Below are 25,787 nucleotides of genomic sequence, written 5' to 3' on the forward strand. Positions count from 1 at the left end.
CACTACCATCTGGTCGCGCTCTCCGGTATTTTGGAAACATGTTTAAATATTGATCCATCAACACCAACCGGAGTTCAAGACCATGATGTTGAAGCTGCGAAACGTTATCTCCCCCCTGTTGCTCCTGCTCTGCCCCCTCCTGTTTGTTCCCTCCGTTCTTTCCGCTGCGGAAGACGAACCACTGAGAATCATCTGCTTCGGTGCCCACCCGGACGATGCAGAATACAAAAACGGTGGCACTGCTGCGCTGTGGGCGGAACAGGGCCATAAAGTCAAACTGGTCTCCGTGACCAATGGCGATATCGGCCACTTTGAAATGGCCGGCGGTCCCCTTGCCCAACGCCGCGCTGCGGAAGCCAAGGCGGCTGCCAAAATTTTGGGAGTGGAATCGGAAGTTCTGGATATCCATGACGGCGAATTGCTGCCCACCCTGGAAAACCGGAAGAAAATCGTGAAAGTGATTCGGGAATGGAAAGCCGACGTGGTGATCTCGCATCGTCCGTGGGATTATCATCCCGACCACCGTTATGTTGGCGTCCTCGTCCAGGATGCGGCCTTTATGGTTACCGTTCCCTTCTTCTGTCCGGATATTCCCCGGCTGAAAAAGAATCCGGTCTTCATGTATTCGAGTGATGGATTTCAAAAACCGTATCCCTTTCGCCCGGATGTGGTCGTAGCCGTCGATAACGTATTCGAAAAGAAACTGAAAGCGGTTGCCCAGCTGGTGTCACAGTCCCTGGAAGGGGGCGCAGGAGGCAGCCCGGAACGCGCCGCGAAAGTTCCCCCTGCCAATCCACCGGAACTGCGCGTCGAACACATTCGTCCTTCCTGGTCACGACGCCAGTCGAATGAAGCCAACAAATACCGCACAGACCTGATTAATATTTACGGCGAAGAGGTCGGGAAACGGATCAAGTACGCCGAATCGTTTGAACTGTGTGAATACGGTTCGCGGCCCAGTAAAAAGACACTGCTCAAACTGTTTCCGATCGAAGCTTCGATCCCCAAAGCAGAACAGTAGCAGCCGCGTCATCTCAGCTGTTTGAAACCACTGATCAGACCTTTAGACTGTGTCCAGTTTTACTGTAGCGTCTCCAGGGCCATTTGGACCGAGTATATTAAATAGAGAAGCGCTATGTTTAAATGCGACGCGTTCCAGAGAGGAGTTCGGCTCTTCTCTAAAGGTTTTTTGCGTTATGGTCTGGTCAGTGGCCCCCTGGTCGACAATAATTGACAATAGTAGTCTTTTCCGATTACGATACACTTTAACAGCGATCACCAAGGGGACTTACCTGTTCTCCCATGTTGCGATGGCGCAGCAGTGGCCTTCCAGAGACGCACCCGGATCGTTGCATTGCCTGATAACAATGAGGGCAAGTCTATGAAATACGGTCTGCTTCCACTCACCAGTTGCCTGTTGATCCTCTGTCAGTCGCTGGCTCAGCCTGCGGATCTGTCTGCCAATGAAAAATCATCTCCGGCAGCGCAAGTCGATTTCGCCAAACAGATTCGCCCGTTGTTCCAGGCGAAGTGCTATTCCTGCCATGGACGGGAAGTTCAGGAAGGGGGCTTCCGCCTCGACCTGAAAAGCCGCGCATTGGAAGGGGGCGACAGTGGCGTCGCGATCAAACCTGGCAAAAGCCATCAGAGTGAACTTTTCCATCGGGTCGCCGGCACCGGGGATGGCGACAAAATGCCCCCCGAAGGAGAAGGCACCCCGCTCTCGAAAGAGGAACTGGCCCTGGTAAAAACCTGGATCGAACAGGGAGCGACCTGGCCTGAGATTGATGGTCAGCAGAAGCTGCCCGGATCTGATCACTGGTCCTTTCAGCCGATTCAGGATGTGAAACCTCCGCAGGTACAGCAGACCGACTGGGTGAAAAACGGGATCGATGCCTTCATTCTGCGGAAACTGGAAAAGGAAAAAGTCACTCCCTCCCCGGAGGCAGACCGCAGCACACTGATCCGCCGCGTCTACCTGGATCTCACAGGACTGCCCCCTTCTGTGGAAGAATGGAAGCGCTGGAGTTCCGATCCCAGCCCGCAATGGTATGAAAGCATGGTCGATCACCTGCTGGACTCGCCGCATTACGGAGAGCGCTGGGCACGACACTGGCTGGACCTGGCACGGTATGCGGACAGTGACGGTTATGAAAAAGACAGCAAACGTCCGCATGCCTGGCGGTGGCGCACCTGGGTCATCAATGCCCTGAACTCTGACATGCCCTTCGATCAGTTCTCGATCGAACAGCTGGCCGGCGATCTGCTGCCCGATCCGGAAACGAGTCAACTGGTGGCTACCGGATTCCATCGGAACACGCTCATCAACCGAGAAGGTGGTACCGATCCGGAAGAGGACCGCGTTAAACGCACCGTGGATCGCACCAACACATTAGGCTCTGTCTGGCTGGGAATGACCGTGGAGTGTGGCCAGTGTCATACCCATAAGTATGATCCCCTCACACAGCGGGAATACTACCGCCTGTATGCCTTTTTCAATTCCCTGACCGAACCGGATATTGGTGCCCCCCTGCCGGAAGAACGGGCCGCATTTGAAAAAGCCAATCAGGTTTACCAGAAAGCACACGCCCCGCTGGTCAAAGCGGTCCAGGATTACGAACAGCACCAGCTGGCCGGCGCGCTGGCGAAATGGGAGCAGCAGAAACCGGAACAGAAACCGGTCTGGACGATCCTGCAGCCAGAAACGGTGCAGGCCAAACAGAACACCACACTGAGCATTCAGCCGGACCGTTCTATTCTGGCTTCCGGCGAGAACCCGGGGCGGGCGGAAATCTATACGATCACCTTTAAAACCGATCTGCAAAATATCAACGGAATCCGTCTGGAAGCCCTGACGGACCCCAGCCTGCCCCACCAGGGCCCGGGACGCAGCCCGACGGGTGATTTCGAACTGACCATGCTGACGCTCAAAGCAGCGCCGCTGGATGCCCCGGAAAAAACAACCGAGGTCAAACTGGAAAAAGCCCAGGCCAGCTATGAAATGGCAGGCTACAAAGTCGATCGAGTGATCAACAACAGCCCGCACACAGGCTGGTCGATCAGTCCCCAGGAGGGAAAAAAACAGATCGCCACTTTTGAGACCAAAGAACCGTTCGGCGGTGAAAAAGGGACTTTCATTACCGTCTCTCTACAGCAGTCGACCACACGCAAGGTCTATCACAACCTGGGAAGGTTCCGTCTGTCTCTGACAACCGGCAAGAAACCACTGCCTCTGACAGAGATGACGGATCTGATTGTCGAAACACTCAATACCCCTGTTGGCGAGCGAACCCCAATCCAGAAAGCGGAGTTACTCGAGTATTATCGCACAATTGACCCTCAACTGAAAAAACTGAAAGCGCAGGAACTGGCCCATCGTAAACAGGCCCCCCAAAACCCCGCTGAGACAACCAAGGCCCAGGTCGTCGATCATCTGAAAACGCCACGCAAAACACATCTGCTGGTCCGCGGAGACTTCCTGAATCCCGCAGATGAAGTGAAAGCGAATACCCCCGCTGTGCTGCCTCCCCTGCAGACAGATAACCCGACGCGTCTCGATCTGGCACGCTGGCTGTTTGATCCGCGGCATCCCCTGACGGCACGTGTGACCGTCAACCGGATCTGGAGCCGCTATTTCGGACGGGGACTGGTTCCCACCATCAACGACTTTGGTACGCAGGGCGAACCTCCCTCCCATCCTGAACTGCTGGACTGGCTGGCAACACAATTCCGCGACCAGGACTGGAGTCTCAAGCAGCTTCACCGACTGATCGTGACTTCCGCCACCTATCGTCAGTCATCCGAAAAACGCCCCGAACTGGCAGAGCGTGATCCGTACAATACCTGGCTCTCGCATCAGAATCGCCTGCGGATCGAAGGGGAAATCATCCGCGACGAGGCGCTCTCCGTCAGTGGACTGATCAAGCATAAAATCGGTGGTCGGAGTGTGAACCCACCCCAGCCGGAGGGAATCGCCAGCCTGGGATATGCAAACTCAGTGAAGTGGCCCACCAGTAAAGGCGACGATCGTTATCGACGCGGGCTCTACACGTTCTTTCAACGGACCGTTCCCTACCCGATGCTGATGACCTTCGATTCCCCGGATTCCAATCTGAGCTGCACCCGTCGCGAGCGATCTAACACACCGCTCCAGGCATTAACGATCTGGAACGACCCGGTGTTCTTCGAATGCTCACAGTCCCTGGGTTCCCGGATTGTCAGTGAGACTCAAACCAAAAATGCCAGCCTGGATCAGCGCATTCAGCATGCGTTTGAACTCTGTCTGACACGGGAACCGACCGCATCCGAAATGAAAATCATCAAACAGCTCTACCAGGAACAGACTCGGCTGCTCAAGTCGGATCCGAAACTGGTGAGTGAATTAACGAATACACAGAAGATACCCGCCGGCAGTAATCCTCAGGAAATCGCTGCCTGGATCATTATCGGACGGGTCCTGCTGAACCTGGATGAGTTTGTCACCCGGGGATAACCGTTCAATACGAATCAGAGTCATTCAAAAATCATTTTGCAGTCTGGATCTTTACCATGATAAATCCTCAATCTGAATCGTTGAATCTGGCCCGACGTCGGTTTCTGATGAATTCATCCTGCAGTGTTGCCGGATACGCGCTGGCTGCGATGATGCAGCAAGAGGGGCTGCTGGCAGGAGAAGAGGCAGCCAGTCTGGCCAATCCGCTGGCGCCAAAAGATTCCCATTTCCCCGGCACAGCCAAGAACTGTATCTTTATTTTTCTCGCCGGTGGTCCCAGTCAGCTTGACCTGTATGACCCCAAACCGAAACTGCAGGAATTAAACGGACAGCCACTCCCCAAAGAGCTGACCGAAAAAGTTCGGTTTGCATTTATCAATAAAGAGTCTGCCACCCTGAGCGGCAGCTCGCGCAAGTTCAAAAAATACGGAGAATGCGGAACTGAATTCTCCGACGTACTGCCCCACATTGCTTCCTGCGCAGACGATATTGCACTGATCCGTTCGATGTATACAGAACAGTTCAATCATCATCCGGCTCAGCTGATGATGAACACCGGCGTGGGCCGGTTCGGCAGACCGAGTGTCGGCTCCTGGCTGACTTATGGTCTGGGCAGCCAGTCGAATAACCTGCCCGGTTACGTCGTCTTGACTGCCGGTCGTGGTGCCAGCGGCGGTGCTTCGCTCTGGTCGAGCGGTTCCCTGCCTTCGACTTATGCAGGTGTGCTGTTCCGCAATCAGGGGGAGCCGGTCCTGAACCTGAATAATCCCCCCGGGATTAACTCAGCCATCCAGAAATCAGGACTGGAAGCGATTAAACAACTCAACCAGGAACAGCTGCAGCGAACCGGCGACGATGAGATTGCCAGCCGGATTGCCAGCTATGAACTGGCTTTTCAGATGCAGTCCTCTGCACCGGAACTGATCGACCTCTCCAGTGAAACGAAAGAGACCCAGGAAGCGTATGGCGTCCATCGCAAAGGGAATACCAAGGAAGGCAAACGGGGAGGTGGTTCGGATACCGAAGCTGCCTTCGCCCGCAATTGCCTGCTGGCACGCAGACTGGTCGAGCGCGGTGTTCGCTTCGTGAACCTCTATCATGCGTCCTGGGATCACCATAGCGGACTGGATGCCGGGATCCAGCGGAACGCCGGGATTGTCGACCAACCAGTGGCAGCTCTGCTGAAAGACCTCAAACAGCGCGGGCTGCTGGATTCCACCCTGGTCGTGATGGCGGGTGAATTCGGCCGCACCCCCCTGGGAGAAAACCGGACCGGATCGAAGGCGGTTACCGGCCGAGATCACCACCCGAATGCGTTCAGTCTCTGGATGGCAGGCGGCGGCGTCAAAGGGGGACAGGTGCTCGGCAAAACGACCGAACTGGGCTGGTCTGTCGAAGAAGACCCCGTGCACATCAACGATTTCCATGCGACGTTACTGCACCTGTTCGGTTTAAATCACCTTAAACTGGCACAGAAATTTGGCGGTCTGGATATCCGACTGACCAATGTCGGCGGCAAGATCGTAGATAAACTGATCGCGTAGCCTGAGAACTGCCTGCGATCCTGCTGGCTCAGGGCCAGCGGATTTCCCCGCCCAGGACCAGACCGTGGAGTTTATAGCTGTCCAGGCTGTTCTGTGCCTGCAGTGAGACACCATTGGTCGTGGTCGAACTGGAGTTGTAATAGACAATTGTGCCGGGGCGGGCAATCTGATTCGCCCACAGGAAATTATACCCGACATTGAAAGTGAACCACTCATTCAGATGGAAGCGGGCATTCACACCAAATTCAAAGGTGGGTGAGAAGCTGGTCTTAGAGATGGCAGTATAGTGCGTGGGATCGGTGGAATCCAGAAACTGATCTGTCATCACACTTCCCTTGTAATGATTCACACCAAAACCAACTTTGGGTTCTGCCGAGATCGTAAACCAGGGATGCACAAACTCCATCCGGATCCCTGCCTGAGGAACATACAGTTTGTTGTTCGTGGCCGACTGAATAGTACTTTCAAATAACGGAACGGTCGGCGTCGTGGTGAGCTCTTCAAAGGAACCTCTGACATCCATATCTTCGGCGATCTTCAGATAGCGGAAACCAAACAGAGGTCGCATCTGAAATCCGCCGGCACCGTAAATGGTCTTAAAGAACAGCTGGTCTGTATTGAGGACATAGTTACTTTCCGCTCCCCATGCCTGAGACCGGTAGAGCACTGAAAATTTTTCGTTGAAATTGCGACCTGCGATCGCTGTCTGACCATCCAGACTGGTAATGATCGAGATCATATCGGTCTGACCGAAGGTGGGCCCCATCAGTTCTGCCTGACCATAGGAAACAGAGCTCACATCAGATTGAGTACCGAAGAAAATGGCTTCCAGGGTACCTCTCTCAAAATCGATACCAAAGGTACCTCGAATTCCATTCGTTCCCTTCTTGCCGATCGAACTCAAATCTGCTTCTTTGGAAGACAGAGTCAACAATCCATTTGCATCCGCTGCTGGAAATGGCAGGCGGGGATCGTTGCCCGAAGGTAATTGCCCCCCCACCAGTTGATTTCCGGGAGGCGATTTTACGAGCATGTATTCCACACGCAACCAGCTGTTTTCAGCCAGATTTTTGAAAAATCCATCCCAGGGATGATCGTAACCCCAGCCCCGGTCTTCCGGGAGGACCTGCATGATGCTTCCGGAGTTGGCTGCGCCCCCGTAATAATCGGGGGCATAATACTCAGACGCATATTGATCGGGAGACGCATAATAATCCGGCGCTGGTTCGTAAACCAGATTCCCTTTGTGACCACCGTGGTACGCGGTGGCCTGGTACAGACTCTCCTGTGCGGCGGGCTGTGCCATGGCAGGAGCATACTGAGCCTGCGCAGAACGGACTCCCACTCCCGACAGGAGAACAATCATCCCAATCATCAAACGATAGGCCGGATTTACCATGTTGTACTTCAATCTCATTATAATAGAAGTCGACAAGCCGGATGCTCTACGAAACTGCCTGAAAACACAGGCAAGTCCAGTAAATACCCCCCCTCTCGCGCAGGAATTTCTGCGTGATGGGTATTAGATATATCAAAGGTATCGGTTATGAGGGTTATTCGACTTGTAGGAATCCTGCGTTCTTGGGCAGAAAGTTGGCAAGACAGAACGGAGTTGGCACCAACATAGGAAAGATAGAGAGTTTGCAGGCAGTCCATCACTCTCTTCCACACCTGAATCAGCGAAAGGCCGTCGGATTCAGGCGTTTTTCCAGGCCTGCTTGAGACGCGCTCTGCGACCGGAGCGATACAGGAACAGGAGCGGTACGATTCCTGCCAGGAGCATCAGGGCCCCAAATACGGGACGGGCGACCATCCAGACTGCCGAAATGAGAATCAAGGTCAGGCTCAGAGAACTGAGCAGGGCAAAGATGGTGATACCGCGGCCCACAAAATTGGCGATCAAAGGGATCTTTTCCACCAGTACGACCAGGGGCTTAAAGAGCGTCGCCAGGCCCAGAAACAGAATCACCCAGCCCCCGACACGTAAAGCCCAGCGAAAGGCGGTCGTCGTCTGAGGGGCCTCTTGGGCAGTCTCTTTTTCAGCGTCCTGTTCAGCATTCGGTTTGGTTTCAGAGAGAACTGCCTCAGCCTGGGAGATCGTCTGCTCACGCTCCAGTATCTTCGATTCATTATGCCAGAGCAGAAACAGACCGGCGATCAGAAAAACAGTCCCGACCCCCAGGTTCTTCAACGCCGTTTTAAAGCGTCTGCCAAAGGTATTCTCTGAGGCTTCTTCGTTCTGCTGATTTTCACTCTGCTTATTCATGCTGGATCACTAACTATTGAAAGAGTGAACTTGATTTCTGATTTGATTTCAGTGTGAGGGAGGCTGACTGGACAGGCTTTCCAGTACTTCCTGAGCCCGCACAACCTGTTCGGGGGTGACTGTCAGAAAATAATGTTTCCCTGAGGAATCCTGCTGATGCTCCAACTTGCCTTGCTGATTGATACGCAGCCGCCCCGCAGCGGATTTTCCGAAATACCCGCGTTCCGGCCGCACTGCATATAACACGCTGGTTAAATCATAGGTGGGGCGGTCGTAAGGCATTTTATGCCAGTATTCATACCCCAGTTTCACCGGATGATATTTCACATAGTTGTAGTCATTGAGAATACTGACAGCCCGATTCTGAATGGCTCTGCCAATCTCCCATCCGCTGGCCACGACGGGAACCTTCTCTGGCCACAATTCAAACAGGGTCCGCGCTGCAGGGACATCTTCTCGAACATTGTATTCGTGAAAAGAGGCAGGCTTGCCCGGTTCGAAACGACCGATCATCTGTGAAAGCAGTTTGACTTTCTGGGCGACCAGCTCGGTGCCGGTCAGCGGGCTGATCGCATCCGCGGGAGACTGCAGCAACCTGGCGATGTTGGTAGAGAAACCGACCACCACCAGAACCACCGAATGGTCCGGCTGCGCTGCCAGCGTTTTACGCAGCAGGGAGACAGCTTCAGGGAGTTCGTCTGCAGAAGCATGTTGTCGCGGAAAGACGGGCTGGCCCTCGGGGGCAAATTCGACGACCTTCCGCACGTATGATCCGTCTTGGGGAGTCTTGCCCTGCTGAACCCGTCCCAGTGGAATTTCGGGACGTCCATAGAACGTATTGACCACATCGCAATAGAGTGCAGAATAGGGATTCTCCTTGCTGCTCGTGACTGCCAGCAGTTCGCATTCCCCCCTGCTCTGCAAGGCGTGAATCACCGCCAGGGCCAGGGCATCATCGATATCGTTCCCAATATCGGTATCAAAGATCAGTTTGGCTGGTTCAGCCGCGGTAATGTTCGCTGGCAAGAGAGTAAGACCGGTCATAACTAATAGAAAAATGGAAAACAGTTTCATGGAGTGCTGCCTTGAAGTTGTCTCAAAAGATCAAAGTCTGCTGATTTTATCCCTGTCGGTCCTGTAAAAAAGAATCAGAACGGCGGATGCGTTCATGATCGGGAATTCTTTCGGCAGGGACAACCTGTAGACAATGAAATTCGCGCGAACATTTTGTAATATGCAACTTCGATCTCTTTTTCATTACACCATAGTTTATCAACACAGCTACATAGAATCAAAAGGGCTTTTTCCATGCCATCACAGTGTTATTTGGGAGTGGATCTGGGTGCAGAAAGTGGGCGCGTACTGGCGGGGATCCTGGAGGATCAGAAGATACGCCTCGAGGAAATCTATCGGTTCAGCAATGGCCCGGTTCCCGTCGCTGGCACAAAGCGCTGGAATGTCATCGGACTCTGGTCATCGATCCTGAAAGGGTTGTCCCTGGCTGCTCAGAAATATGGAGACCAGATTATTTCTGTAGGCGTGGATACCTGGGGCGTCGATTATGCACTCCTCTCGAAGAAACAGGAACTGCTGGGGCAACCTTACCATTACCGTGATCCCCGGTCGGAGGGGATGCTGAACCTGGCGATCTCCCGCGTTCCCCAGCAGGAAATCTTCGATGCGACCGGCGTGCAGTTCATGGAAATCAATACGCTCTATCAGCTCCTGTCCATGCAGCAGAGCGATCCGGAGCTGTTAAGCCAGGCCAGCCTGTTTCTGCTCATGCCGGATTTCTTTCACTGGCTGCTGTCGGGAAGCCAGGTGGTGGAATTTACCAATGCGACCACCACACAATGTCTGAACCCGCTGACCGGCGACTGGGCCTACGAACTGTTGAGTCAGTTGGGGATCCCCACCGCGATGCTGCCTAAGCTGGTTCGTCCCGGGACAAAACTGGGGTCCCTGCGAGACGAGGTGATGCAACAGACCGGACTTTCCAAAATCGAAGTCGTGGCACCGGCCACGCATGATACGGCTTCTGCTGTCGCCGCGATTCCAACCGCCAACACCGGAACCCCCAACTGGGCTTATATCAGTTCCGGAACCTGGTCTTTGATGGGCGTCGAAGTCGATTCTGCCGTCCTCGGAAAGCGGGCTTTTGAGCTGAACTTCACCAACGAGGGGGGCATTGATGGAACCTATCGTCTGCTGAAAAACATTATGGGGCTCTGGCTGGTCCAGGAATGCAAGCGGAGTTACGAGCGGGAGGGAACCGAACTCGATTATACGGAACTGACCACCGCTGCGGCAGAAGCGGAGCCATTCCGATCCCTGGTTGATCCGGACGATCCCCGTTTCCTGAGTCCGGTTGATATGCGTGAAGAAATTAAAGGTTACTGCGAGGAGACCAGCCAACCGGTTCCGGAAACTCCAGGCCAGTTTGTCCGTTGCGCCCTGGAAAGCCTGGCACTTAAGTACCACAAAGTGCTGGACTGGCTGGAAGAACTGACGGGAACCCCCATCGAAGTGTTGCATATTGTCGGTGGCGGAACCAAGAATGAACTGCTCAACCAGTTCACTGCCAATTCCTGCCAGATCCCGGTCATCACAGGGCCGGTGGAAGCGACAGGCCTGGGAAATGTACTGGTTCAGGCCCGCGCTGCGGGTGCGGTCAGTTCACTGGCTGAGATTCGGGAAATTGTCAGAAACTCGACTGAAACCAGAACATTTGAACCGCAGGATCAATCCGACTGGTCGGCAGCGATGCAGCGTTTTAATCAATTGCTGGATGCAGCCACTTAATTTCGCTTCTCTGCACTCGTCCAGTGAGTTACTTGCCGTCTGTATCGGAAGACTATATCATCCCGGTCGGGAATCATTTGCATTTTTCAAGACCAGATCATCCAGTAAGAAAGTAGAAAAATGGGTCTATTCGACCGATTGAAACGTGGCTTAGAGAAAACCAAGGAAGTCCTGCGTACCGATGTACGCGACCTGTTCAAGGCAGGGGAGATCCTGGATGATCAGAAAATTGAAGAATTTGAAGCGCGACTGATTAAAACCGATATGGGGGTCGTCGCTTCGTCAGAGATCTGTGAAGAAATCCGCAAAAAACATGGTGGTCGTACTGTCATTCTGGATGAAATCCAGGAAACGGTGAAAGATAAGATTCGGAGTCTGCTGGAAGGAGAAGGTGATACCTGCTGGGACCTGAAAGATCCACTGTCCCCCCTGAATCGAAACCCGGACGGGGTGACTGTCATTCTGGTAGCGGGCGTCAACGGTGTCGGCAAGACGACATCGATCGCCAAACTTGCGAACCTGATTCTGAAACAGAACAAAACCGTTCTGCTGGCCGCCGGCGATACGTTCCGGGCTGCTGCTGTGGAACAGCTCACGATGTGGTCCAAACGCTTAGGTTGTGAAATTGTGACCCGCCCTGACGGGACAGATCCAGCCAGTGTCGCCTATTCCGGCTGTGAACGTGCCCTGGAAACCGGTGTGGATTTTCTGATTATCGATACCGCCGGCCGTCTGCAGACACATACCAACCTGATGGAAGAGCTGGAAAAGATCAAACGCGTGGTCAGCAAGCAGATTCCCAATGCCCCTCACGAGAGCCTGCTGGTTCTGGATGCAACGACTGGGCAAAATGGTATTAGCCAGGCCGAGCATTTTTCCAAATCAATTGAGTGTTCTGGAATAATTTTAGCCAAATTAGATGGCACAGCACGGGGGGGAGTGACCGTTGCGATCCGCCAGAAGATGGGGATTCCCGTCAAATATATTGGCGTGGGAGAGCAGATCGACGACCTTGAACTCTTTAATCCACAAGGATTTGTTGACGCTTTATTCGTTTGATGCCTGATTATTAGTCTGCATCCAAACCCTTTAATTCTCGTCACTTTTTCCGATTGATTCGACATCACCATTGCGCGTTGCATATTATTCGCGCAAGCTTAACAATCCTTATGATCTGTTAAACTTTTCCGCCTCCGAAGTCTGGCGACTTCAGCCAGACCTTCCCGGTCAGTCAGGATATTCTTGACGTATCTCTTTTCATCAAAAGCACTACTGAGAATTCCGATATTCCGAATTAGAGCCATCGTTTAGTTAGCGCTCAATTTATGGACCATAACTGGTTCTCTTAATCTAACGATGGATAATTCATTGTAACCGTCAGTATGGCTTCTACCACACTAAACAAACTGGAAAGCACGCGCGCTTCCCTTCTGACGGTATGGAGACCATGCACCCGAGAGGTGTACTCAGGAGTTAAAATATGCGAAAACTGAAGGAATTGAAACGAAAAGCCAGACTGACTGGGCTCCTCCTTAGCGGGCTGGGTCTCATGGCTGTATCGCCAGCATTTGGTGGCGATGCCGGTTGTGCTCCCTCGTGCACACCCGCGGCAAATCCTTGCTGCACGAAAGTGTTTGAGGAAGCCGGCGACAAATTAGCTGTCGAACTGGAGCGGTTAACCGCTGAATGTTGTGCCCCCAAAACCTGTGCCCCAACCTGCACAAGCACAGACACCTGCACCAGCCCTGACACCTGCTGTGGTGAAGAAGGCAGCGATGATGGTGACTGCTGCAGCGGACGTCTGACTCGTCTGTTTGATGACTGCGACGGTTGTGGTAACTTCCTGGAAGACAACGGCTGGAAACTCAGCGGTTGGCTGGAATTCGGTATTACATTCAACGGAAACCGACCACAGAACGATTTAAACCAGCCGGGTGTTGGTTTTAACGCTGCTGACAGCCAGTTCATGCTGAACCAGCTGTACTTCGTACTGGAAAAAGACGCTGCTGCCAACGAAGACTGCTTCGGCTGGGGTGGACGTGTTGACCTGGTCGTCGGTGCTGATGCTCAGGACACATCAACTTTCGGTGGTCCTAACAACAATCCGAACTTCGATGGTATCTGGTCAAACAACGACATTGCTACTGCCAACCAGATTGGTATTGCAATGCCCCAGATGTACGCTTCGTTCTACGCTCCCATCGGAAACGGTGTTACCGTTAACGCCGGTCACTTCTACACCCTGATCGGTTACGAAGTTGTTCCTGCGACTGGTAACTTCTTCTACTCACATGCTTATACCATGCAGTACGATGAGCCGTTTACCCATACCGGTGTACTGGCCAGCACAGACCTGAGTGACAACATCTCAGCAACTGGCGGTATCACCACTGGTTGGGACGACTTCGAAAACCAGAATCATCAGTGGAGCTTCCTGGGTCTGGTCACCTGGACCAGCGACAGTGAAGATACTTCTGTATCATTCTCCTTGAGCTCAGGTAACGAAAACGATGCTCTGGGTGGTACATCCAACCTGACGATCTACAGCCTTGTAGCTCAGCAGAAACTGACCGACAAACTGTCATACGTCTTCCAGCACGACCACATGTTCTACAAGAACGGTTCTGCTGCAATTCCAGGTCAGTTTGCTCAGGCCTATGGTATTAACCAGTACCTGTTCTACGATCTCTGCGATACCACTCGTGCTGGTATGCGTGTCGAATACTGGCGTGACCAGCAGGGAACTCAGCTGGGTGCTCCCGGTACGAGCTACTACGAAATCACCGCTGGTATCAACCACAAGCTCAACTCCTGCATTCAGGTTCGTCCTGAAGTTCGCTGGGACTGGGCAGACGGTTCTGATCCCTGGACCACTTCAAACGGTGGTACCAAAGACAGCCAGTTCACCGTTGGTACTGACGTAATCCTCGTCTTCTAAGACCCGCGATTACCATCACACAACACATCATTCCCCAGGTGGGAATGAACCTGATATCTCGAAGAGGGCCTTCCTGTCGCAGGGAGGCCCTCTTATTTTGCGCAGACAGCAAGTCACGAAGCAAAAGTACTTCGTCACAAACTGCGAGAAAATTGACGCCTGCAAGACCGGCATGGTAAGATCAATTCATATTACTTCCTGGAATTGATCACCCCGCATCCATCGACGTTGAGGAATCGCCTACCATGCCCCATCTGATGCTCCGTGTCTGTCTGCTGTTGCTGCTCACCTTCCACAGTTCTCAGCTGCTCAGGGGAGACAAACCGGCTAAACGCCCCAACATTATTCTGGTCATGGCTGACGATCTGGGCTGGTCGGACATCGGCTGTTATGGAGGTGAAATCGATACGCCGCATATCGACTCACTGGCCCGGGACGGGATGCGTTTTACCCAGTTCTATAACAATGCCATCTGCGGTCCGACACGAGCCTCATTACTGACGGGATTGTACTGCCAGCAGACGGGGCATCGCGGAGACCGCTGGAATGAGCCCAAGAATTTCAAGGTGTGTGCGACCTTCGGTGAAGTTCTGCAGCAGGCGGGTTATCACACGATGATGGTCGGGAAGTGGCAGGGACGGGACTCGGCCCTCGATCGCGGTTTTGACCGTTTTTACGGTCCGATGTGCCAGGCCAAAATCAGCTACTATCATGAGGTCGTCCAGAACCCTTTTTATCTGGATCGGCAGAGACTCGAACTCCCCAATGACTTTTACCTGACTGATGCTTTCAATGAGCACGCCGTTCAGTTTCTCAAGGAAGGCCTCCAGAATCAGCAACCGTTTCTGCTCTATGTCGCGCACATTGCCCCTCACTGGCCCCTCCATGCGCGGGAAGCTGAAATTGCCCCCTACCGTAAGCTGTATGAAACACAGGGCTGGGATCAGATCCGGGAAAAGCGTTTTCAACGACAGCGTGCAAACGGACTGATCCCGGAAGAATGGCAACTGGCACCACGTGCTTCCAGTATTGGCAACTGGGAGCAGGAGCAGCACCAGCGCTGGCAGGCGGAACGCATGGCGGTTTATGCAGCACAGGTCAAATCCATTGACCGTGGCCTGGGACAACTGCTGCAGACTTTAAAAGCGGCGAACGCAGAAGAAAACACGCTGGTCATTTTTCTCTCTGATAATGGTGCAGCTCCTGACGGCGGGTTAAAGCCCAGCCAGAGTGGATTTGGATTCAGTGCCAAAAATCCTAATCGTAGCTGGCGACGGGACGGTGTTCTCATCAAACCGGGGAGCGGCCCAGATCATCTCCCTGGTCCACCTGACACGTTTGCCGCCTATGGCCTGGCCTGGGCCACCACCAGTAACACTCCTTTTCGTGGAACAAAGCTCGAAGCTTATGAAGGTGGCATCCGTACGCCACTGGTCGTTCGCTGGCCGAGAGTTATCGAACAGGGAGGAACCATCACTGGACAACCGGGACACGTGATGGATTTCATGGCCACCTTCCTGGACGTGGCTCAAACAGAATATCCCACTGAGTTCAAAGGGCGCCACCCCCTGCCACTGGAAGGAAAAAGCCTGCTCCCTGTGTTCAGAGGAGAGCAACGGACTGCTCACCCAAGACTCTGCTGGGATCTGCCGCGTCATCAGGCCATCCGGGAAGGAAACTGGAAGGCGATCCGCTCCCGCAAACAACCGGCCCGCTGGCAGCTGTTTGACCTTCAGCGAGATGGTACCGAAACCACAGACGTGGCTGATCAGCATCCGGAGCTTGTCAAAAGCATGTCACAGAATTTTGATGCCTGGTTCGCGCGGGTCAATGCCAAATAAAAACGCTGTGTGAACAAGTCTGCCTTATTCACACAGCGTCATGCGATTTCTACCAAACTGGCTCGCGACTACGCATCCCGTTTTAATGTTTGAAATGGCGGCGACCTGTGAAGACCATGGCGATGTTATGCTCGTTGCAGGCAGCAATCACTTCCTCATCCCGCACGGAACCTCCCGGCTGAATGATGGCGGTCACGCCTGCTTTCGCAGCTTCATCGACCCCGTCACGGAAGGGGAAGAATGCATCCGAGGCGACAATGGATCCCTGGCTGCGGTCCCCCGCTTTGTAGGCGGCAATAAAGGACGAGTCGAGGCGGCTCATCTGCCCGGCTCCCGCCCCGAGCAGCATTTCATCTTTGGCCAGTACGATCGCATTCGATTTCACATGGCGACAGACGACCCAGCCGAAACTCAAACTGTTCAACTCTTCGGTGGTCGGTTCGCGTTCAGTAACGACTTTCCAGTCTGCCTTGTCGTCGCGAAGTTCATCTTTCTCCTGAACGAGAAGTCCCCCGGAAACCCGACGATAATCGAGGCTCGGTTCTGCCGGCGGTTGCAGCATGGGACATTTCATCAACCGTACGTTCTTTTTCCATTTGGGCTTTGTTGTCAGTAACTCGAATGCAGCAGGTTCATAACCAGGTGCAATAATCGCTTCGATGAAACGATTCGGTTCACACAGTTTTTCAGCAGTCGCCTGATCGACGGGCTGATTGAAACTCAGAATGGATCCGAAGGCACTGACCGGATCGCCGGCATAGGCCTTTTCGAAGGCTTCCGCCAGCGTATCAGCCGTCGCACAACCACAGGGGTTCGTATGCTTGATAACCACCGCAGCGGGCTTGTCAAAGTCGCTGGCAATCTGCAGGGCGGCATCCAGATCCAGATAGTTATTGTAAGAAAGCTCTTTGCCGTTCAACTGCTCCGCCTGGGCCACGCTGGCCGCGGGAGGATTCTGCTCCACATAGAAAGCAGCTCCCTGGTGCGGATTCTCGCCGTAACGCAGCTGATCCCGTTTCACCAGGTTGATGCTGACCTGTTCTGGAAACCGGCTCTGTGCATCAGACTCAGTCGGCAGGACAGAGGCCATGTAATTCGCGACCGCGCGGTCATAGCAGGCGGTCATCTCAAATGCGGCAGCGGAAAGTTCCAGTCGAAATTCCGGAGTCAGAGGACCGGATTTCAGTGCTTCCAGTACCCGCCCATACTGTGCCTGCTTCGTCACAATGCCGACATAGGCATGGTTTTTGGCAGCGGAGCGAACCATACTCGGGCCGCCGATATCAATCTGTTCAATCGCTTCAGGCAATGTCACATCGGGTTTGGCAATCGTCTCTTCGAAGGGATAGAGATTGCAGACTACCAGCTCAAACGGGACGATTTCAAATTCTTTGATCGAAGCCGCATCTCCGGGCAGATCGGGACGTCCCAGAATGGCACCGTGTACCTTGGGATGCAGAGTCTTGACACGACCATCCATGATTTCGGGGAATCCCGTATAAGCAGAGATATCGATGACATTTACGCCCTGCTCTTCCAGATAGCGTCGCGTGCCTCCGGTGGAGATGAATTCAAAACCCAGTTCTGCCAGCCCTTTGACAAAATCATCCAGACCCGATTTGTCACTGACACTGACTAACGCCCGACGCGGATAAGAATCACTCATTTGTTTCTAAATCAAATTCTGAAGAAAACAGAAATACACTATTCCTGTGCGAAAAGAAGTACCTGAGTGTGGATCCAGGGGGGAATCAGTCCTGCGCAGAAGTCAGAGAGCCCCTGCCTGGCACTCAACCAGAGGTCAGTTTAGCCACTCTCTGGTCAGAAAACAAACCAGCCAACCGTTCGTCTCAGTAATGCGTCAAAGCTGCTTACTGGACTGGATTTTCGGTCGCTGGAGAAGTGGTATTTTCATTCGCATCAGCAGGCTCGGGAGCCACTTCGGGCAGAATCGGGTATCGATCCTGGTGCTTGAAGCGAATGGGGAACGGGAGGTCTTTCTGTTTGAGACAGAGAATGACCCCTGATTCCGAAGCACAGAAGATGCGGTCCGTCAGATCATTCATGAGCTTGACCTGAAATTTTCGCAACGGAACTGCCGAGAGCAGCGCCCCGTCTTTGCGTGCCAGCACAAGCAGGTTACCGAGTTTATCGGAAGCATAAACCCGTGAGGGGGACATGGAAATGAAGGTCATTCCCAGCGGTTGCCACCACTCTTCCTGGCCGGTTTCACTGGAGAGCTGAAATAAACCACTCTTGCGGGAAGAAAGATAGACTTCGTTTTCGAGCACCATTACCGGTTCACGAATCGGAAATGAAGTCCGAATCCGCCAGCGGACAATCCCATTCAGAATATTCAAACAGTATAAATTCTGATCTTCAGAAGCGAGAAAGACGCTTTTGTCATTTTCGGCGAGGTCGGTCGCAATCGGGGCGTCCGTTTCAAACTGGTATGTCAGCTGACGGTCAGTCAGAGTGACCGAATAGAGTGAACCATCCTGACTGGCAAATACGAGAGCACGAGGCGTTACCAGTGAAGGAGTCGTGATGGCATCCCCTGTCTGAAAGGTCCACTTCACGGCACTGTCACGCCAGTCAGGCAGCTTGGATTCACCACTCAGTTCTTTCAGTCTTCTCAAATTCCAGGCATAGACACGCCCGTCCAGAGTCCCGATATAAATGGTATCTTCGTCTACCGTGGGACTGGTTGAGGGTGAAGTGGGAAGCTGCAGTTCCCAGTCGATTTCGCCGCTCTGTCGCTCGATAGAGTACAGCTTGGTCCCGACAGTGATAAAGACGTATTTTGAATTTGAAACTGGTGGATAACTGAGATTGTTACCGCGCCCTAACTGAGTCGACCAGAGTTTCTTTCCGTTCTCATTATTAAATGCGGTAATAATCCCGGAAGTCGAAATAGCATACAGGTTGATTTCATCGAGAGTCAGATGCACGATGCGATCCCGATGCGGATCGACGGTTGCCTGCCCCCACCAGACTCGTTCCAGGTTATGCTTCACCAGAGAGCGCTGGGTCGGAAGCGTCAGGCCGACAGAAGATTCATTTAACCGTTGTGCCAGCAGGTTTTCAGAGCACAGGCCCATCAAGAACAGAGCCAGAATCAGATACTTGGGCATCTTCCAACCAGACATATGAAAATCTTTTCCAGAATGAATTAGGAGAACAGGATTGAACGGTATCAGGGAATGGTCTCAACCAGTGTCATTCAAAAGAGACCGACTCCTCTTAACTCTACATGATGGAATCATCAGAGACGAAAAGAGTCTGCAAAAACCAGCTGCCAACTGAGATTCTTGCTGCCCCAGACCTGGCTTACTCCCCCCATTCTACCCACTCAACCAAAGCGGAATCCAGCATTGTTCTGCTGAGATTTGAATAATTTCCACCATCTGAACTGAACGAATTTACCGAATCAGACTGCGAATGGCCCGTCTGCTCCCGAATTTGTCCCCCGGTCCGCCCCAGAACGCATATTCCTGATCGATCTGTCAGATGCATTCGCAGTAACGAATGCCATTGGAAACCGTCGCTTCTCGGAATCAGAAACTACTCTCTGCATGCTGGATGTGGTAGAATACACGTGTGCTTTCATATCTTCAGATCAAGCTTTTTTATCTCTCACAGCCTGAAAAGGAACTGATATGAGCCTCTTCATTTCCGGTCCTGTGAATCCAGCCCTGTTCAGACTGGGGTGGGTCATGATCCCGCTACTGGCCGGTGCCCCGTCTTTAACGCCAGCCCACGCAGATCTGATCAAACTGAAACAGGGTGGGGAGATCCGCGGCAAATTGATACCAGACCATTCAGGCGCAGAATCCAGCCGCAGCATTGAAACGCTGGGGGGAGGCCTGATCCGTCTCGATGCGCAGCAGATTGAGTTCGTCACCAATCGGCCACTGGTCATCGAAGAATATGAAACCAGAGCCCGTCAGACTGCAGATACGGTGGAGGCTCATCTGGAACTGGCAGAATGGTGTCGCAAAAATTTCCTGACCACACCTCGTCATCAGGAACTGGAAAAAGTGATCAAACTCGATCCTGACCATGCCAAAGCCCGTGCCGCACTGGGCTATACCAAACGGGATGGCGAATGGATGACCCGGGATCAGATCATGCGGAAAAACGGTTATGTGAAATACAAGGGGCGCTACGTCTCCTCTGCCGAACTGGAGCTTTTGGAAAAAAATCAGGCAGACCTGGAAGCAGAACGCAAATGGAGCAAAAAAATCAATCTCTGGGTGACCTGGGTCCTCAGCCAGAATCCCCAGTATCAGTCAGAGGGTCTGCAGAATATCCAGGCGATTGAGGACCCGCATGCGGTCGCGGGACTGGCCCGATCTCTGGGAAAACATGAGAACCTGAGCCTGCGATCCCTGCTGGTGACAACGCTCCAGCGGATCCCGGGAGACCTTCCCCTGCGTCCGCTGGCTGAACTGGCTCTGACCGATCCGCATCAGGCCATTCGTGAAGCAGCCCTGGAAGCACTGACCGAGCGGGATGCCTCCCGGGCGATTGTCTATTTTATCGAAGCGTTAAAACACAAATCGAATCTGATTGTACAACGGGCCGCAGCAGGGCTGTCAGCCATCGGTGACCGTGAAGTCGTACCGGAACTGATCAACGCGCTCGTCACCAGTCATACCTACCGCGTTCGGGTGCCGGACGCCTCTTCGACCTACAGTTTCAACAGCAATGGCTCCTTTGGCGGGTCGGGAATTGTGTTGCCTCCCGATATCGAAGCCGGTCTGCTGGCCGGCCGTTATCCCAACGGTGTGATTGTTCTGCCTTCCCAGCAACCCAAAGTTCAGATGCGCACCGTCTCCATCAATCATGTCCATCAGAATTCAGCAGTTCTGGAGGCGCTCCAGAAACTGACCGAACAGAATTTTGGTTATAACCAGCGTCTGTGGCGCCTGTGGTGGACATCAGCAGAGAACCAGACGGGGATTCTCCCTGCGATTCCCTGAGTCGATTTCCTCAGGAATGGTTTTCAGTTTTCCTCTCCGGCGAGAGCCTGACGTAACCCTTCCAGATGCTGATCATAATTTCGCCACCGCTCCAGTCCCGCGCGATTCATGGGCCTGCGAACCTGCCAGTTACTGGCCGTAGTCACGGGGCGTTGATTGGCATGAAAATCGAGGCACTGGTCATCCCAGGAGACGCCAATATACTCGATGAGTTCCCTGGAGATCGCTTCCTGATTCTGGACCAGGTCGGCATATGCCAGTTCGTAAGGCAAGCGGGGCAGCACCTGTTGCCAGTGTGCCATTAAGCGTTCGTATTCGCGGTAATACAGCCCGAGGTGTTTCAGATCATGGGAATAATCGTGGCCCTGCCGAAAACGCTGAAAATAGCAGGAGAGACAGGTATCCAGCGGGTCTCGTCTGCAATGGATGACTTTCGCCTGGGGAAACATGATCGAGATCAATCCCAGGTTGAGGTAATTCCCCGGCATTTTATTGATGACCCGTGTGGCCTGGGGACCGAAGGTTTTCAGACGCTTGAGATAGGACTCTCCAAACCCGGAAAACGCATTGACGGGCAACTGTTTGACACATTCCGGATAAGGTGTTTTCTCCGGGGCATGCTGCGGCATGGTCCCGGCAATACTGGAGATGTCCCGCAATTCTCCCGCCCCGTGAACGTCAGGATGACTGGAGAGAATCTGTTCCACCAGAGTCGTTCCTGTGCGAGGCATGCCGATGATGAATACCGGCAAGTCTGTCTGTAATCCATGTTGCGACAGTTCGCGAATCGTTTCCGCGGAGAAAACTTCAATGGTGCGATCGATTTCACGACGAAAATCATTAATATCAAACTGCACCTTGCGACTGTTGTTCCCCAGTTCATAGTAGGAAAATGCTTTGTCGTAGTCTTTCACATCATTAAATATTTTGCCGCCCGCGAATCCGAGGAAACAACGGTCCGCGTCACTCAAATCTGTACGGGAAGTCTGTGTTTCAATTAATTCAATCACCGGATCATCGGCGGTAAATTTTCTGGTCGCGGAGTAATTGAAATAAGCCTCTGCATAATCCGGCTTTAACTTCAGGGCAGTCAGATAGTGATCTTCCGAAAGCTGAAATTCCCCGACCAGTCGATAAATGGCTGCCAGATTGTGATGATACTCGGCAACGTCCGGCTGGAGGTCGATGGCCTTTTTCAGCAGGTCAATGCCCACAACATGCTGGCCCGTATGAGACTTGGCCAGAGCATAAAAATGGAGAAACTGGGAATTCTCCAGATTGGCATAATAGTAGGGGCTTAATAATGCTTCCGCTTTCTGCGGCTGATTCTGCTGTAGTAACTGGACCGCTTCCGCGATGAGATGATTCATGCTATTCCTGAGAGACTGTTCTGAAGAAACATGTTTGGCTGCCAGATCACAACCTTCCCGGATCAGAGGCGGAAATGGAATGTTTTCCGGAAGTAACGCCAGAGCCATTGCCCGGTCGTTAACTGACTGACCAGGAATCTGGCTTTCCCCCGCATATTGGTCCGGAACAGGAACACATCTTCTTCCAGAGGCACGATGGCCTGATAGGCGGTGCTGGTCAGTTTTTCGTTTCCGTCCTGATCCGTCACGGTAGGCAATTCTCCTCCCATTTTATTCGAGAGAGTGGGCGGTACGTAATCTCGATGTCCGTGAGCGACTCGTTCAATTTTGGACTTGTAGGTTTTGTCGGGCAGATTTTCCAGCTTGAGTTCGACCTGTTGATCGATCTGAAAATCATTCCGATATTCCTGATCGATGTAGAGGACAGCCTGGTAGCGTTCCTCAGGGGCGATGCTCAACATATGCGTCCCTTCATCGAGATAGCAGTTTGCATTGCGCGGATCCAGCGGGGTCCCAAACCAGCCCGAAAGCCGTTTTTTAGAATCGGACAATTTGGGTTCCGGTCGCCGTGCCGGGGCAATCACTCTTCCACTGATCGGTGCGATGACTTCCATATGCTTGAGCTGGTCTTCAATTTCCTCGATCTGCTCATTGATGGTCACCAGTTTTTCTTTCGCGACTTTCACGCCAGCGAGGTCCCCCAGTGCCCGGTATTTATAGATCTCATCTTCCTGAACTTTACGATCAATCTCTTTCAACTGATAGAGCTTGTCTTCCCTTTCGATGTTCACGATTCTTGCCAGCAGTTGTCCCTGCTTGACGTGCTGCCCCGGTTCAACATACACCTGATCCAGCCGGCCCGGCTCGGTGGTATAGACATCCTTCACGTCATAGCCTTCCACTACGAAAGGGGCTTCAAAATGCATGGGAACTGGGATCAGGAGAATTCCCAGAATCAAAGCGACAGCCACGGTCAGAGTCGCTGAGACTTTGAAATAGTTCATGGGTTCGGTCCTCGGTGCAGCGATAATTTTGTAAATGTTGTAGAAAATCCCACCAATAAATGAGACGACAGAGACGACTGCCAGAGTGACTCCAATGCTCTGCAGATCGTATGGTTTCAACACGGTATACAAGAACAGCGTAATCCCGAACATGATAAACCAGCGGTACAGCGCTGCGGAGATCGCATACAGGATAAACCAGAATTTACCGGTTTCCGGCATGAAGGGATCCCGCTGCGATTCAATACCCAGGCAAAACCAGGCGAAGGTATCCCGCAGATGTTTATCGGCTTTCTGTCGCAAATTGGGTATTTCCAGCAGGTCGCTCATCATGTAGTAACCGTCAAACCGCATCAACGGGTTGGCGTTGAAAATGACGGTGGTCACGGTGGAAACAAAAAACAGGTTCAGAGCCAGGTGATTCAGCAGCCCCGGCCTGGTAAACCACCAGACCCAGACCGCGATCGCCGACAGAATGACCTCGATGTACATCCCCGCGCCGCCGATGATAATCCGCTGCCATTTGTTGCGCAGCATCCACGAATCGGAGACATCACAATACAGGCAGGGGCTGAAGACCAGGAACATGATCCCCATCCCGTGACACTCGCCGCCGTAATGTTTGCACGACAGACCGTGGCCGAATTCGTGAATGATTTTCGCAGCCCCGAGTACAAACCACATGTAGATCAGGTTGGGCCAGCCGAAAAACTGCTGGAATTCGGGCAGTCGACTGCGAAACGCTTCGAACTGCACACCGATCAGGATCCAGGAAGAGAGGATCAGCATGGCGAACATGGTGGTAGCCCAGGGACGCCACATCCACTTGACATAGGGATAAAGTTTCTGGAGCGTCGTTTCCGGATCCCAGCCTGGCAGCCGGAGATAGAGCAGGTTCCGAAAAGTGCTGACCATCTTTTTATTTGACTCTTCACGCGACTGTTTAATCAGCGTGACTCCCTGCCCCGGTCGACCGCTGGTCAACAACCCTTTGCGATACAGGTCGGAGATCAGCTGCTGAATTTCGGAGATCGAGAGCAACAGGGTCGGGTACTGGCGGTGGACTTCGTCTTTGATTTCTTCCGGACTGCGCTGCCCGTCCAGCAGATTTAGGATGTAAAACTGCTCGGGATGCAGACGTGTGTATTTAAGAGAGACCGGATCTTTAATCACCCAGTATCCCAACCCTTTATAATGAATCCACTTGCTGATTAAATCATCGCGCACGCTCAGCGGAATCGGTCGTTCCGTTGAGGATGTCATGGATTCGCTTAGAGTACTCATATGCAGTCAAAATCTCTGGCAGGAAAAAAGTGTCATTACCGGTAAGGGAAACAGAGCTGTTAATTATTTTTCCGCTGGTGCTCCCTGTGCCACTTTGGATTCTGTTTTGTCCGGCATGATTTTCATGGTGGCCATGTAACCTGCTTTGAGAAGATTATCCGGATTTTGAACCTCGGCCCAGACTCGAATCGCCTTGCCGTGAATGGGCTCTACTTCAACATCAATGAAGGTAATCTTGCCATGGAATGTTTTGTCCTCAACAGGCAGTTGGAGACCATGAATATCCAGATGCACCTCTACCGGAGTCCCGACATGAAACTTCCAGATATCCTGGATGTTGACATAACCTTCCACCTTGACACGTTTGGTACTGACCAGTTCGAGCACCTCATCCCCATGGCGCACCACTTCACCTGTCGAACGAAATTTTTTGGTGATGACTCCATCAAAGGGAGCCAGAATTTTCATTTCTTCCAGCTGGGCATCGATCTCCGCCAGCTGCAGCTTATTCATGGCAAACTCCAGCTCAGCCTGCTCGATCTGCAGATCGCTCTTTTCCGCATTCAGGGTCAAGCGTTTGATATCAAGTTCGGAAATGGTATTGGGAACCCGCTTATTGATGTCCTTGTTCATCTCCAGTTCGACATAAGCGGTATCGCGGGCCTTTTTAGAATAACGAATTTCAATATCGTTGGTCGCCTTTTTTTCTGCGGTTTTGCGGGAGGCTTGCAGAGCATCGCTTTTGAGTGCCGCGATGACCTTTCCTTTTTTTACCAGTTCGCCTTCATTGGGTTCGACAAATTCCAGCACCCCGGGACGATCGCTCCCCAGGATGATCCGGTCGATCAGTTTGATCCGGCATTCGTCTACCGTGATTGCAGCTTCAGGGCTCGCTGATGGTTTCTTCTCGGTGGCTTTATCTTCCGCCTGTAACTGGCTTCCCGCGATTCCCAGACCGCAGCCTGCCATCAGCAGCATTGAGTACAGCACGTTTCTCATTTTGAAATTCATATCTTGATCCTAAAACTGAATCTGGAGGTTCCCGGAGCTGAAACACGTGACTTTGCACGTTGTTTAACCTGAATAGTCTGACATATATAAATATAGACACTTCAGAGCCTCATATCTAACGCTTCCCGTGCACTGCTGACAAGCAATTTCTGAAGTGCGTCCCTGGTTTTTCACAGGGCTGTTCAGGACATAACGACAGGTTGCGGCTTCACATCACGGCACCACAATCGATACATCTACCCTATTTTAC

General features: G+C 52.7%; 16 protein-coding genes. 8 read left to right on the forward strand and 8 right to left on the reverse strand.

The window, feature by feature from the left end; genetic code table 11:
* Positions 1-82: 82 nt before the first annotated feature.
* The 3 genes from Enr10x_RS16465 (at position 83) to Enr10x_RS16475 (ending at position 6,036) form a co-directional block, all read left to right on the forward strand.
* Positions 83-1,021, forward strand: coding sequence for a PIG-L deacetylase family protein (locus tag Enr10x_RS16465; protein WP_145450726.1), 939 nt, complete (start codon positions 83-85; stop codon positions 1,019-1,021).
* A gap of 360 nt (positions 1,022-1,381) precedes the next feature.
* Entirely contained in the window at positions 1,382-4,492 is a 3,111-nt protein-coding gene (locus Enr10x_RS16470; RefSeq protein WP_145450727.1) for a PSD1 and planctomycete cytochrome C domain-containing protein, read from the forward strand.
* A gap of 56 nt (positions 4,493-4,548) precedes the next feature.
* Positions 4,549-6,036, forward strand: a complete 1,488-nt coding sequence (locus tag Enr10x_RS16475) for a DUF1501 domain-containing protein (protein ID WP_197997249.1) — start codon at positions 4,549-4,551, stop codon at positions 6,034-6,036.
* Positions 6,037-6,064: 28 nt separating this feature from the next.
* Here Enr10x_RS16475 and Enr10x_RS16480 read toward each other — a convergent pair whose 3' ends face one another.
* From Enr10x_RS16480 to Enr10x_RS16490, 3 genes are all read right to left on the reverse strand, one after another.
* Entirely contained in the window at positions 6,065-7,435 is a 1,371-nt protein-coding gene (locus tag Enr10x_RS16480) for a BBP7 family outer membrane beta-barrel protein (RefSeq protein WP_197997250.1), read from the reverse strand.
* Positions 7,436-7,732: 297 nt separating this feature from the next.
* Positions 7,733-8,302: a TMEM43 family protein gene (locus Enr10x_RS16485; protein WP_145450729.1), complete on the reverse strand. Its 570-nt coding sequence runs from the start codon at positions 8,300-8,302 to the stop codon at positions 7,733-7,735.
* A 48-nt stretch (positions 8,303-8,350) separates the two neighbouring features.
* On the reverse strand, positions 8,351-9,376 hold the full coding sequence (locus Enr10x_RS16490; RefSeq protein ID WP_145450730.1) for a nucleoside hydrolase: 1,026 nt from the start codon (positions 9,374-9,376) through the stop codon (positions 8,351-8,353).
* Between the two features lie 234 nt (positions 9,377-9,610).
* On the opposite strand from Enr10x_RS16490, the gene rhaB reads away from it, so the two are divergent.
* The 4 genes from rhaB (at position 9,611) to Enr10x_RS16510 (ending at position 15,883) form a co-directional block, all read left to right on the forward strand.
* Positions 9,611-11,104, forward strand: coding sequence for a rhamnulokinase (rhaB, locus tag Enr10x_RS16495; protein WP_145450731.1), 1,494 nt, complete (start codon positions 9,611-9,613; stop codon positions 11,102-11,104).
* A gap of 120 nt (positions 11,105-11,224) precedes the next feature.
* Positions 11,225-12,163, forward strand: coding sequence for a signal recognition particle-docking protein FtsY (gene ftsY, locus Enr10x_RS16500; protein ID WP_145450732.1), 939 nt, complete (start codon positions 11,225-11,227; stop codon positions 12,161-12,163).
* 490 nt (positions 12,164-12,653) lie between these two features.
* A complete protein-coding gene (locus Enr10x_RS16505) occupies positions 12,654-14,042 on the forward strand; it encodes a porin (RefSeq protein ID WP_197997251.1) in 1,389 nt (462 codons plus the stop codon).
* A gap of 245 nt (positions 14,043-14,287) precedes the next feature.
* The gene (locus tag Enr10x_RS16510) at positions 14,288-15,883 is read left to right on the forward strand and encodes an arylsulfatase (RefSeq protein ID WP_145450734.1); all 1,596 of its coding nucleotides are present in this window, start codon (positions 14,288-14,290) and stop codon (positions 15,881-15,883) included.
* A gap of 82 nt (positions 15,884-15,965) precedes the next feature.
* Here the strand turns inward: Enr10x_RS16510 and purH are convergent, their stop codons facing one another.
* Both purH and Enr10x_RS16520 read right to left on the reverse strand, forming a co-directional pair.
* Positions 15,966-17,549 carry a bifunctional phosphoribosylaminoimidazolecarboxamide formyltransferase/IMP cyclohydrolase gene (purH, locus tag Enr10x_RS16515; RefSeq protein WP_145450735.1) on the reverse strand — a complete coding sequence of 528 codons (1,584 nt, stop codon included), beginning with the start codon at positions 17,547-17,549 and terminating at the stop codon, positions 15,966-15,968.
* 205 nt (positions 17,550-17,754) lie between these two features.
* Complete coding sequence (locus Enr10x_RS16520) at positions 17,755-19,032, reverse strand: outer membrane protein assembly factor BamB family protein (RefSeq protein WP_145450736.1); 1,278 nt, start codon at positions 19,030-19,032, stop codon at positions 17,755-17,757.
* Between the two features lie 510 nt (positions 19,033-19,542).
* Here Enr10x_RS16520 and Enr10x_RS16525 point away from each other — a divergent pair.
* Positions 19,543-20,868, forward strand: coding sequence for a HEAT repeat domain-containing protein (locus tag Enr10x_RS16525; protein WP_145110070.1), 1,326 nt, complete (start codon positions 19,543-19,545; stop codon positions 20,866-20,868).
* Positions 20,869-20,891: 23 nt separating this feature from the next.
* On the opposite strand, the gene Enr10x_RS16530 is transcribed toward Enr10x_RS16525, so the two are convergent.
* The 3 genes from Enr10x_RS16530 to Enr10x_RS16540 form a co-directional block, all read right to left on the reverse strand.
* Entirely contained in the window at positions 20,892-22,238 is a 1,347-nt protein-coding gene (locus tag Enr10x_RS16530) for a sulfotransferase family protein (RefSeq protein WP_197996060.1), read from the reverse strand.
* 62 nt (positions 22,239-22,300) lie between these two features.
* Positions 22,301-24,505, reverse strand: a complete 2,205-nt coding sequence (locus Enr10x_RS16535) for a biotin/lipoyl-binding protein (RefSeq protein ID WP_197997252.1) — start codon at positions 24,503-24,505, stop codon at positions 22,301-22,303.
* A gap of 84 nt (positions 24,506-24,589) precedes the next feature.
* On the reverse strand, positions 24,590-25,525 hold the full coding sequence (locus Enr10x_RS16540) for an efflux RND transporter periplasmic adaptor subunit (protein ID WP_197996061.1): 936 nt from the start codon (positions 25,523-25,525) through the stop codon (positions 24,590-24,592).
* Positions 25,526-25,787 lie beyond the last annotated feature (262 nt).

Source organism: Gimesia panareensis (assembly GCF_007748155.1).
In the GTDB taxonomy this organism is placed as follows: Bacteria; Planctomycetota; Planctomycetia; order Planctomycetales; family Planctomycetaceae; genus Gimesia; species Gimesia panareensis.